The sequence below is a fragment of the Acinetobacter sp. CAU_H_78 genome (assembly GCF_058599365.1).
This window is the reverse complement of sequence record NZ_CM178652.1, coordinates 2156032-2168187: the sequence shown is the minus strand read 5'-3', so window position 1 is coordinate 2168187 and position 12156 is coordinate 2156032. Positions and strand designations below refer to the sequence as shown.

Below are 12156 nucleotides of genomic sequence, written 5' to 3'. Positions count from 1 at the left end.
AAAAAAACCACCCAGAAGGGTGGTTTTTACGTCTTTCAACGCTAACTGAATTAACGGTTGATGTCGCGTTGAACTTCGCCAGTGTAAAGCTGACGAGGACGACCGATCTTATAAGGACCGCTGTGCATTTCTAACCAGTGGCTGATCCAACCAACTGTACGTGCAAGCGCGAAGATCACAGTAAACATTTCTGTTGGGATACCAATCGCTTTAAGGATGATGCCTGAGTAGAAGTCTACGTTAGGGTAAAGGTTACGTTTGATGAAGTATTCGTCAGAAAGCGCGATACGTTCAAGTTCCATAGCAAGAGCAAGCTGTGGATCGTTGATGCCAAGAGCACCAAGAACTTCGTCACAAGTTTCTTTCATTACTTTCGCACGTGGATCGAAGTTTTTGTACACACGGTGACCGAAGCCCATGAGTTTAACTTCTTTAGTTTTCACTTTTTCCATGAAGCCAGCAACGTTTTCTACAGTGCCGATTTCATCAAGCATCTTAAGAACAGCTTCGTTCGCACCACCGTGAGCAGGACCCCAAAGTGCAGAGATACCAGCAGCGATACATGCATATGGGTTAGCGCCAGTAGAACCAGCTAAACGTACTGTAGACGTAGAAGCATTTTGTTCGTGGTCAGCGTGAAGTGTGAAGATACGGTCCATTGCTTTCGCAAGGATTGGATCTACTTTGTAGTCACGGTCTGCTGGAGTAGCAAACATCATGTACAGGAAGTTTTCAGCGTAAGTCAAATCGTTACGTGGGTAAACGAATGGTTGACCAACAGTGTACTTGTAGCTCCAAGCTGCCAAAGTAGGAATCTTAGCGATTAAACGAATCGCAGTGATTTCACGATGGTTAACATCTTCGATGTCCAGATTGTTGTGATAGAACGCAGACAACGCACCAACAACACCAACCATGATTGCCATAGGGTGAGCATCACGACGGAAACCGTTATAGAAGCGGCTTACTTGATCGTGAACCATAGTGTGGTTACGAACTTTAGCGTCGAATTCTTCTTTTTGCTCAGCTGTTGGAAGCTCGCCATTAAGAAGTAAGTAGCAAGTTTCTAGGTAATCAGCTTTAGTTGCTAACTGGTCAATTGGGTAGCCACGGTGTAAAAGAACACCTTTATTACCATCGATGAAAGTGATTTTAGACTCGCATGCAGCTGTTGCCATAAAACCAGGATCAAAAGTAAAGTGACCTGCAGCCAACACATCTTTAACGTCGATTACATCTGGGCCCAATGTGCCGCTGTAAATTGGTAATTCAATTTCTTTGCCATCAAGCTGTAAAACGGCTTTCTTGCCAGTTGCTTCAGACATTCAATAGATCTCCTGTCCTGGTGAATGTATATCCGAGTTGCCTATCAATCTTTTAATGCACAAAACGGACGGATCAAAAATTTGCTATAAGATTAGTGGCTACTGAAATTTTGTCAATTATACTTATGGATGAAAAATGACATTCTCACAGTGGTTTAGTCATTTATCTTGGTATAAAAAGTTTAATAAAATCACAGTACCAAACCTCTATAATAAGTCAAATTGAACAGAAGGTGCAGAAAAAAATATGGTCTTTGCCGTATTTGTAAGCGTTTTTTCCTAGCAAAAAATAAAGGAGAAATTGAGAAAATATTCTAAGGCTGAAACTTAAAATTATATAAATCTCGTAACTTACATCGATTTCCTTAAGTTTTTACTTCAAACTTGAATTATAAATAAAAGCAATAAATTTTCTTTTTGGCTCTGTTTAATCGGCTAAAAAATAGCTCGTAAATTTGCTTCACTTTGTTTAATACAACTTAAACAAAAATAAATAAGTGTTTTTTTGAATATAAAATGTCTAAAAACATCAAAAAAACTATGATCTACAAAGAGATAAGTAGGTTTTAGTATAAAAAATCTAAATTGAGATGCCTTTATATAAATAGTCATTATTTATTTGTGAAATATATCCTTATGATTTTACTTGGAATTAATAAGGACTTAGAGGCGAAATTACATTTTTGCTGTTCATCTTTAGTCTAAATCTACTTAGTCGAAGCTTGGCTAGATAACAGACTAAATTAATCAAGTTAATTATTAAAAAACAAATATCTAGAATGAAAATATAAAGATAAAGCAAGTAGGGGATAGTTTAAAGTTGTTGTTAATGATTCTTATTTAAAGGTTTTTTATTTAAAAAGCCAAATACAGTTGTTTGTATTTTAATAGTTCACGTTTTATAATTCAGTGTCGTTTTATGTTTAGGCATGTATTTGCCTGATAATGCCAGCTTTCCTTCGAATTAATTCCAACAAACTCCGGATGGAGTTTTTAACTACAGGATGCCCGCTGTGAAAAGCAACAGACCTGTCAATTTGTCCATGGGTCAAGTTTTAGAAGTAAACTTAAAATCACCCGTGGCTATTGCATCAATTCTACACCGTCTTTCAGGTGTCATCGTATTTTTACTCGTACCGGTACTTTTATGGATTTTGGACAAGTCATTGTCTTCTCCAGAAGGTTTTGCGCAAGTGCAAGAAATCATGAATGGTTTCATTGTTCGCTTCATCGTATGGGTATTTGTCGCTGGTTTAATCTACCACTTCATCGCTGGTGTTAAGCATTTACTTGCTGACGTTGGTGTAGCAGAAGAACTGCAAAGTGGTCGTACTGCAGCTACTATCGCATTAATCTTGTCAGCAATCGGTATCGTTGCGTCATTTGTATGGATCGTACTCTAATGAAAAGTGCTACTGGTTTAACGGGTTCAGGTTCTCGCGATTGGTTTCTTCAACGTGTGAGTGCAGTTGTATTGGCTGTATATACTGTTGTTGTTTTTGGTTGGATCCTTTGTAATGGTGGTTTCAACTTCGAACAGTGGTATGGCTTTATGATGACAACTCCAATGAAGATTATGTCTTTATTGGCAGTTTTCTCTCTTGTTGCACATGCATGGATTGGTATGTGGCAAGTATTCACTGACTATGTGACTACTCGTCAAATGGGTCCATCAGCATCAGGTTTACGCATTGTATTGACTTCGGCAGTGATTATCGCTGTATTAGCATACGCAATCTGGGCAATCCAGATTTTCTGGGCTTGATAGGAAGAGATCATGGGCGCAATTAACCCTAAAGAAGATTACACAAATATTCCACACGAAACTTTCGATGCTGTCATCGTTGGTGGTGGTGGTTCAGGTATGCGTGCATCTTACCAACTTGCTCAAGCTGGTTTAAAAGTTGCTGTACTGACTAAAGTATTCCCAACACGTTCACACACTGTTGCTGCACAGGGTGGTATTGGTGCATCTCTTGGTAACATGCAAGAAGATAATTGGCACTACCACTTTTATGACACAGTGAAAGGTTCTGACTGGTTAGGTGACCAAGACGCGATCGAGTTCATGACTCGCGAAGCGCCACAAGTCGTTTACGAACTTGAACACCTAGGTATGCCATTCGACCGTAACGCAGACGGTACAATTTACCAACGTCCATTCGGTGGTCACTCTGCGAACTACGGTGAAAAAGCTGTTCCTCGTGCTTGTGCTGCTGCCGACCGTACAGGTCATGCACTTCTTCACACGCTTTATCAAAGCAACGTGAAAATGGGTACTCAATTCTTCGTAGAATGGATCGCACTTGATCTTATTCGTAACGAAGCAGGCGATGTCCTTGGTGTAACAGCAATTGACCAAGAAACAGGTAAAATTGCAGTATTCCAAGCAAAAGCAACATTGTTCGCTACAGGTGGTGCTGGTCGTGTTTACCGTGCATCGACTAACGCATATATCAACACTGGTGACGGTCTTGGTATGGCTGCTCGTGCGGGTATTCCATTACAAGATATGGAATTCTGGCAATTCCACCCGACAGGTGTTGCGGGCGCAGGCGTATTGTTAACTGAAGGTTGTCGTGGTGAAGGCGCAATCCTTCGTAACAAAGACGGCGAACCATTCATGGAACGTTATGCACCGACTCTGAAAGACTTGGCTCCTCGTGACTTCGTATCACGTTCTATGGACCAGGAAATCAAAGAAGGTCGTGGTTGTGGTCCTAAAGGTGATTATATCCTTCTTGATATGACTCACTTGGGTGCTGACACCATCATGAAACGTCTGCCATCTGTATTCGAGATTGGCAAGAAATTCGCGAACGTTGACATTACTAAAGAGCCAATTCCTGTAGTACCTACAATCCATTACCAAATGGGTGGTATTCCTACAAATATTCATGGTCAGGTAGTTGTTCCTGAGTCTCCAGAATCTGAAGCTCTAGTAACGAACTACGACAAGAATACTGATACCTATTCTACTAACCAAGAAGGTCGCAACTTCACTAAACCAGTGAAAGGCTTCTATGCGATCGGTGAATGTTCATGTGTATCTGTACACGGTGCAAACCGTTTAGGTACAAACTCACTGCTTGATTTGGTTGTATTTGGTAAGGCTGCTGGTCAGCACATCATCGACTACGTGACTAAACACCACGGTGATGAATATGAACCGCTTCCTACAACTGTGCTTGAAAACACAATTAAACGTGTTCGTAAGCTGGATGAATCAACAACTGGTGAGAATGCTCAAGAAGTTGCTGATGCAATCCGTGACATCGTTCAAGACCACGCGGGTGTATTCCGTACAACTGCGCTGCTTGAAGAAGGTGTAAAACAAATTCTTGCAATTGAGCCGCGTGTTCGCAACATTCACTTGAAAGACAAATCTAAAGTATTCAATACTGCACGTATTGAAGCTCTAGAAGTTGAAAACCTGTATGAAGTTGCTAAAGCGACCTTGATTTCAGCTGCTGCACGTAAAGAATGTCGTGGTGCTCACACTGTGGTAGATTTTGAATTACCACCAGATCACCCAGAGTATCCATATGGCCGTCGTGACGATGAGTGGATGAAACACACCTTGTGGTTCTCTGCTGATAACCGTCTTGAGTACAAGCCAGTGCGTTACAAACCACTTTCGGTTGATGCAATTCCACCGAAACCACGTACATTCTAATCAGGAGATTTAAGATGAGTAGAGGTACTCGTACATTTCATATCTACCGCTACGATCCTGATAAGGATAAAGCACCGTACATGCAAACTTTTAAGCTTGAACTGACTGATAAGCACCGTATGTTGCTTGATGCGCTTCTTGCATTAAAAGTACAGGACGAATCTTTGACATTCCGTCGTTCATGCCGTGAAGGGATCTGTGGTTCTGATGGCGTGAACATCAATGGTAAAAACGGTTTGGCATGTCTTTGGAACCTGAATGATTTACCAAATGAAATCACGATTCGTCCGCTACCTGGTCTTCCAGTAATTAAAGACCTTGTAGTTGACATGAACCAGTTCTACGATCAGTACAACAAGATTCATCCGTTCTTGATCAACAACCAGCCTGCGCCTCCTAAAGAGCGTCTGCAGTCTCCTGAAGAACGTGAACACTTGAACGGTCTGTATGAATGTATTCTTTGTGCATGTTGTTCAACTTCATGCCCATCATTCTGGTGGAACCCAGACAAGTTCTTGGGTCCTTCAGCATTATTGAATGCATACCGTTTCATTATCGATTCGCGTGATACAGGTACTCAAGAGCGTCTGGCTCGTCTTGACGATCCGTTCTCTCTGTTCCGTTGTAAAGGTATCATGAACTGTGTATCTGTATGTCCTAAAGGCTTGAACCCTACTAAAGCAATCGGTCACATCCGTAACATGCTTCTAGATATGGCTGGCTAATTTAGACTGCAATCAACAGTTTTTCAAAAAGCACACCACTTGGTGTGCTTTTTGCTTTATAGGGCTCCATAAATGAACAGTGGTCGTGAAAACTGCTGTTATTGGTGCTGTATCTCATATGATCAAATCGGGTGATGAATCATTGCAGAGCATTCTGGTCGGATTTATGCACTATTATGATGTTGTTTGAGGTATTTATGATTTTTAGATGTAATTCTGGACTGAAAAAGGTTTTCAATAATGTTATTATATAACGCAAAGTTGCAAAGGGAGTGGATTGGAAGATTTACTCTCTTTTTGTTTATCAAAAAGATGTAGGACTTTAGTCTACGCTGAATGTGTTTTTCATTTAAAGCTCCCTATGTTAGAGTAATTTCTGACGGAAGTATTTGACTAAAAAACATGCGTTCCTCGTCAAAAAAATCAATTGATTAGTCGAGATCGTGATAGCATTTAGCACAAGACTATATTTAAAAAATGTGTGGGCTGATGTACATTTTTTAAACACGAAAGAAGTTGAGACTGGTATATAAATGTAAGTCAAAGTCGCTTTAGAAAAAATATAGTTTAAATCTTTGTTTTTTCTAAGTCGATTTGCAAAAAATTGCTCGGTCACGATCGGGTATTCAATGAGTGATGATGCCGCTGAGGGGCGTTATTGTTCATTAAACATATCAAGAATTTTCTTGGTGTGGTGATAACGCCTCATGGCTTATGCCTTATGGGGGACTAATGTTGAATTATCAATTTGACATTACTAATCCTGGGTTTTGCTTAAAAAGCATCCTGAAAATGTTTTTGCAATAGGAAATGGGTCCACAAATGCAAGAAGTTGCTGACGCTCTGCGTCTTGACACTGAACTTTCCGCTGATAGTGCAGCGTATATTGAAGAACTTTATGAGCAGTACCTCACTGCTCCAGACTCAGTGGGTGCTGACTGGAGAGCGTACTTCGATAAATTCCCAAAAGGTGATCAACCACACAGCAATGTACGTGAGCAATTCCTACTTTTAGGTCGCAATTCAAGCCGTATTCAGCCTGTTATCCAATCGACAGTAAGTTCAGAGCATGAACGTCGTCAAATTGGCGTTTTACAGCTGATTGCTGCGTACCGTAACCGTGGCCACCAAAAAGCAAAATTGGATCCATTAGGTCTGGCTAAGCGTGAAGTTGTGCCAGATCTTGATCTTTCTGCGCACGGTTTAACTCAGTCTGATCTAGACACTATATTCAATACCGGTAACCTTGCGATTGGTAAGGAAGCAGCGACTTTGGGCGAAATGGTCCAAGCGATGGAAGCGACTTACTGTAGCTCTATCGGTGCTGAATACATGCACATCGTGGATACCAAAGAAAAACGCTGGATCCAGCAACGTCTTGAAAGCGCACGTGGTCAATATGGCCTGAGTGCTGATCAGAAAAAACATGTTCTTGAACGTTTAACTGCGGCTGAAGGTCTGGAAAAATACCTCGGTAATAAATTCGTAGGTGCAAAACGTTTTGGTGTTGAAGGTGGTGAGTCTTTCATTCCTATGGTGAATGAATTGATCCAGCGTGCCGGTTCTGTAGGCTGTAAAGAGGTGGTGATCGGTATGCCACACCGTGGTCGTCTGAACCTTCTGGTTAACATCATGGGTAAAAACCCGGCTGACCTGTTTGGTGAGTTCGAAGGCAAATCACTACACAAGAAAGGTTCTGGTGACGTTAAGTATCACCAAGGTTTCTCTTCTAACGTAATGACTCCAGGTGGTGAAGTTCACTTGGCATTGGCGTTTAACCCATCTCACCTTGAAATCGTTGGACCTGTAGTTGAAGGTTCTGTACGTGCACGTCAAGTACGTCGTAAAGACATTGGCGGTGATGACGTGTTACCAGTGATTGTTCACGGTGATGCTGCATTTGCAGGTCAGGGCGTAAACCAAGAAACTTTCCAGATGTCACAGACTCGTGGTTACACAGTAGGTGGTACAGTTCATATCGTAGTGAACAACCAGGTTGGTTTCACCACATCTGATCCACGTGATGCACGTTCTACAGAATACTGTACTGACATCGCGAAAATGATTCAGGCACCGATCTTCCATGTAAATGGTGACGATCCTGAAGCTGTGTTGTTTGTTGCTCAGCTTGCACATGACTTCCGTCATACTTTCCGTAAAGACGTTGTGATTGATATGTTCTGTTACCGTCGTCGTGGTCATAACGAAGCGGACGAACCAGCTGCAACTCAGCCAATGATGTACCAAGTGATCAACAAAAAAGCGACAACTCGTACGCTTTATGCTGACAAACTGGTTCAAGAAGGTGTGCTTGATCGCGCTACTGCAGATCAAATGGTTGAACAATACCGTTCTGATCTTGAAGCAGGTAAACATGTAGCCAATGCACTAGTTCTAGAGCCGAACAAGAAAATGTTCGTAGACTGGACACCGTACCTGGGTCATGAATACACAGACGAGTGGGATACTACTTGTGATCTAGAACGTCTTAAAGAGCTTGGCCGCAAAATGCGTGAGCTTCCAGAAGGCTTCGTGATGCAGCGTCAGGTATCTAAAGTGATTGACGACCGTCTAAAAATGCAAACTGGTGAAATGCCACTGAACTGGGGTGCTGCTGAAACTCTAGCCTATGCATCACTGCTAGATGATGGTTATCTGGTTCGTTTAACTGGTGAAGACGTGGGTCGTGGTACATTCTCACACCGTCATGCAAAACTGCATAACCAGGTAGATGGTTCAACTTATATCCCGCTTTGCCATATCAAAGAGAACCAACCGCGTGTTGCGATCTATGACTCTTTATTGTCTGAAATGGCAGTACTGGCATTTGAATACGGTTATGCAACGACTCTTCCTAAGAGCCTGATCATCTGGGAAGCTCAGTTCGGTGACTTTGCAAACTGTGCACAGGTGGTGATCGACCAGTTCATCTCATCTGGTGAAACCAAATGGGAACGTGTATGTGGTCTGACTATGCTTCTGCCACACGGTTTTGAAGGTCAAGGTCCTGAGCACTCATCTGCACGTCTGGAACGTTTCTTGCAACTATGTGCTGAAGACAACATGCAAGTGATGACTCCAACTACACCTGCACAGATCTTCCACGCGTTACGTCGTCAGGCAATCCGCCCGATCCGTAAACCAATGATCATTATGTCACCTAAATCATTGCTTCGTCACAAGTTAGCGGTGTCTAACCTGGAAGAACTGGCAAACGGTACATTCCAGACTGTGATCGACGAAGTAGATAACATCAACAAAGCAGACGTAACCCGTCTGGTACTGTGTGGTGGTAAGGTTTACTACGATCTGGTTGAAAAACGTCGTGAAAAAGAATTGAACAACACTGCAATTGTACGTATTGAACAATTGTATCCGTACCCAGAAGCACGTCTTGCAGAAGTTCTTGCTCAGTATCCAAACGTGAAAGAACTAGTTTGGGCACAAGAAGAGCCGAAAAACCAAGGTGCTTGGTTGTTCATCGCGCCTCGTTTATATGACGATGTGATGAAAGCGGGCAAACAAATCCGTATTAGTTACGCAGGCCGTGAAGCTTCAGCTGCACCGGCGTGTGGTTCACCATACTTGCATGCAAAACAACAAGCTCAGCTCGTTAACGACGCTCTAGCGATCGATGCTGAATAATCCAGGAGATTCTAAATAATGGCAACCGAAATTAAAGCACCGGTATTTCCAGAGTCAGTTGCGGACGGTACGATCGCAACTTGGCACAAACAACCAGGTGAAGCAGTATCACGTGATGAAGTGATCTGTGATATTGAAACTGATAAAGTTGTTTTAGAAGTTGTTGCTCCTGCAGACGGTACAATTGCATCAATCGTTAAAAATGAAGGCGATACAGTGCTTTCTGCTGAAGTGATTGCACAGTTTGAAGAGGGTGCTGTATCTGGCGCAACTCAAACTCAAGCAGTTCAATCTGAAACTGAAGCATCAGTAGAGCAAGCTGCTGCAAAAACTGAAGCGGGTAATGCACCGATCGTTGAGCGTCAACAGGTTCAAGACCAGGCTCCAGCAGTACGTAAAGCATTGACTGAATCTGGTATCAATGCTGCTGACGTATCTGGTACAGGTCGTGGCGGTCGCATCACTAAAGAAGATGTTGCGAACCATCAGTCTAAACCTGCAGCACCTGCTGCTGCACCGTTAAGCGTTGCGGTTGGTGAACGTATTGAAAAACGCGTTCCAATGACTCGTCTGCGTAAACGTGTTGCTGAACGTCTGCTTGCTGCAACTCAAGAAACAGCAATGTTGACGACGTTCAACGAAGTAAACATGAAACCAATCATGGAAATGCGTAACCAGTATAAAGAAGCGTTTGAAAAACGTCATGGTGCGCGTCTAGGCTTCATGTCATTCTTCGTTAAAGCTGCGACTGAAGCACTGAAACGCTATCCAGCAGTGAATGCATCTATCGATGGTGACGACATTGTTTACCATGGTTACTATGACATCGGTGTAGCAGTTTCTTCTGACCGTGGTCTAGTGGTTCCTGTTCTTCGTGATACAGACCGCATGAACTATGCTGAAGTTGAAAACGGTATCCGTGCATACGCTGGTAAAGCGCGTGAAGGTAAACTTGCGATTGAAGACATGACTGGTGGTACGTTCACAATTACCAACGGTGGTACTTTCGGTTCATTACTTTCAACTCCAATCCTGAACACGCCGCAAACTGCGATCCTGGGTATGCATAAAATTCAGGAACGTCCTATGGCAGTGAATGGTCAAGTTGAAATCTTGCCAATGATGTACCTAGCGCTTTCTTATGACCACCGTCTAATCGATGGTAAAGAAGCAGTTGGCTTCCTTGTAACAATCAAAGAATTGTTAGAAGAACCAGCTCGTCTGATCCTTGATCTTTAATTCTAAAGAATAAATCCATGGGCTTAGGGTGATCCTCTAGGCCCATTTTTGGAGAGAATAATGTCTCAACAATTCGATTTAGTTGTAATTGGTGGTGGCCCAGGTGGCTACGAAGCTGCAATTCGTGCTGCGCAACTTGGTTTCAAAGTTGCTTGTATCGAAAAACGTATTCATAAAGGTAAACCATCTTTAGGCGGTACTTGCCTAAACGTGGGTTGTATCCCTTCTAAAGCACTTCTAGATTCTTCTCACCGTTATGAAGATACTGTTCATCACTTAGATGATCACGGTATTACGACTGGTGAAGTGAAGTTTGATCTTGCAAAACTTCTTGCACGTAAAGACAAAATCGTAAACCAATTGACCATGGGTATCGACGGCCTGCTGAAAGGTAATGGCGTTGAATGGTTAAAAGGTACTGGTAAATTGCTTGCTGGTAAAAAAGTTGAGTTCGTTTCACACGAAGGCGAAACTCAAGTTTTAGAACCTAAATACGTGATTCTTGCGACTGGTTCTGTACCTGTAAATATTCCTGTTGCTCCTGTAGATCAAGACATCATTGTTGACTCTACTGGCGCGCTTGAATTCCAGGAAGTACCTAAACGTCTTGGTGTCATCGGTGCAGGTGTCATCGGTCTTGAACTTGGTTCAGTATGGCGTCGTCTTGGTGCTGAAGTTGTTGTATTTGAAGCAATGGACGCATTCTTACCAATGGCTGATAAGGCATTGGCGAAAGACTACCAAAAAGTATTGACTAAACAAGGTCTGGATATCCGCGTTGGTGCGAAAGTATCTGGTACTGAAGTGAACGGTCGTGAAGTTACTGTTCAGTACACTCAAGGTGGTGAAGACAAAACTCAAACTTTCGACAAGTTGATCGTTTGTGTTGGTCGTCGTGCTTATGCTGAAGGCCTATTGGCTGAAGATTCAGGCATTAAACTCACTGAACGTGGTCTGGTTGAAGTAAACGATTGGTGTGCAACTTCTGTTGAAGGCGTATACGCAATTGGTGACTTGGTACGTGGTCCAATGCTTGCCCATAAAGCAATGGAAGAAGGTGTAATGGCAGTTGAACGTATTCACGGTCATGCTGCACAAGTCAACTACGATACGATCATTTCTGTCATCTACACTCACCCAGAAGCGGCGTGGGTAGGTTTAACAGAAGAGCAGGCGAAAGAAAAAGGCCACGAAGTTAAAACGGGTCAATTCGGTTTCGCTGCGAATGGTCGTGCAATGGCTGCGGGCGAAAATGCTGGTTTCGTGAAGTTTGTTGCTGATGCAAAAACTGACCGTCTACTGGGTATGCACGTGATTGGACCTGCTGCGTCTGATATCGTACACCAAGGTATGATCGCTCTTGAATTTGTTTCTTCAGTAGAGGACCTACAGTTGATGACTTTCGGTCACCCAACGTTCTCTGAAGTCGTACATGAAGCGGCTCTTGCCGTGGATGGCCGTGCCATTCACGCGATTCAACGCAAGCGTAAGTAATCTAAAAAGAGCGGCTCCGGCCGCTCTTTTACATTTGATGGTTGTATTTGTT

At 42.7% G+C, this 12156-nt stretch carries 8 protein-coding genes; 7 read left to right on the top strand and 1 reads right to left on the bottom strand.

All coding sequences use genetic code 11. The annotated features are described in order from the left end of the window. Positions 1-50 precede the first annotated feature (50 nt). The gene (gltA, locus tag AC4MCD_RS10400) at positions 51-1325 is read right to left on the bottom strand and encodes a citrate synthase (protein ID WP_004782984.1); all 1275 of its coding nucleotides are present in this window, start codon (positions 1323-1325) and stop codon (positions 51-53) included. A gap of 1004 nt (positions 1326-2329) precedes the next feature. Here gltA and sdhC point away from each other — a divergent pair. The 7 genes from sdhC to lpdA all read left to right on the top strand — a co-directional run bounded on the left by sdhC (position 2330) and on the right by lpdA (position 12104). Further along, a complete protein-coding gene (sdhC, locus tag AC4MCD_RS10395) occupies positions 2330-2728 on the top strand; it encodes a succinate dehydrogenase, cytochrome b556 subunit (protein ID WP_419363266.1) in 399 nt (132 codons plus the stop codon). Then, on the top strand, positions 2728-3090 hold the full coding sequence (sdhD, locus tag AC4MCD_RS10390) for a succinate dehydrogenase, hydrophobic membrane anchor protein (protein ID WP_067728971.1): 363 nt from the start codon (positions 2728-2730) through the stop codon (positions 3088-3090). The genes sdhC and sdhD overlap by 1 nt, the downstream gene beginning before the upstream one ends. 12 nt (positions 3091-3102) lie before the next feature. Continuing rightward, a complete protein-coding gene (locus AC4MCD_RS10385; RefSeq protein WP_419363269.1) occupies positions 3103-5001 on the top strand; it encodes an FAD-binding protein in 1899 nt (632 codons plus the stop codon). Positions 5002-5015: 14 nt separating this feature from the next. Beyond that, complete coding sequence (locus AC4MCD_RS10380) at positions 5016-5726, top strand: succinate dehydrogenase iron-sulfur subunit (RefSeq protein ID WP_004782977.1); 711 nt, start codon at positions 5016-5018, stop codon at positions 5724-5726. Between the two features lie 822 nt (positions 5727-6548). Beyond that, complete coding sequence (locus tag AC4MCD_RS10375; RefSeq protein WP_005234618.1) at positions 6549-9371, top strand: 2-oxoglutarate dehydrogenase E1 component; 2823 nt, start codon at positions 6549-6551, stop codon at positions 9369-9371. An 18-nt stretch (positions 9372-9389) separates the two neighbouring features. After that, the gene (gene odhB / locus AC4MCD_RS10370; RefSeq protein ID WP_005234619.1) at positions 9390-10610 is read left to right on the top strand and encodes a 2-oxoglutarate dehydrogenase complex dihydrolipoyllysine-residue succinyltransferase; all 1221 of its coding nucleotides are present in this window, start codon (positions 9390-9392) and stop codon (positions 10608-10610) included. A gap of 60 nt (positions 10611-10670) precedes the next feature. Then, entirely contained in the window at positions 10671-12104 is a 1434-nt protein-coding gene (gene lpdA, locus AC4MCD_RS10365) for a dihydrolipoyl dehydrogenase (RefSeq protein WP_099337078.1), read from the top strand. Positions 12105-12156: the final 52 nt, after the last annotated feature.

Coding starts and splice junctions, on each gene's coding strand:
- gltA (WP_004782984.1), bottom strand. CDS start 1,325: ATGTCTGAAGCAACTGGCAAGAAAGCCGTTTTACAGCTTGATGGCAAA.
- sdhC (WP_419363266.1), top strand. CDS start 2,330: ATGCCCGCTGTGAAAAGCAACAGACCTGTCAATTTGTCCATGGGTCAA.
- AC4MCD_RS10375 (WP_005234618.1), top strand. CDS start 6,549: ATGCAAGAAGTTGCTGACGCTCTGCGTCTTGACACTGAACTTTCCGCT.
- lpdA (WP_099337078.1), top strand. CDS start 10,671: ATGTCTCAACAATTCGATTTAGTTGTAATTGGTGGTGGCCCAGGTGGC.
- odhB (WP_005234619.1), top strand. CDS start 9,390: ATGGCAACCGAAATTAAAGCACCGGTATTTCCAGAGTCAGTTGCGGAC.
- AC4MCD_RS10385 (WP_419363269.1), top strand. CDS start 3,103: ATGGGCGCAATTAACCCTAAAGAAGATTACACAAATATTCCACACGAA.
- AC4MCD_RS10380 (WP_004782977.1), top strand. CDS start 5,016: ATGAGTAGAGGTACTCGTACATTTCATATCTACCGCTACGATCCTGAT.
- sdhD (WP_067728971.1), top strand. CDS start 2,728: ATGAAAAGTGCTACTGGTTTAACGGGTTCAGGTTCTCGCGATTGGTTT.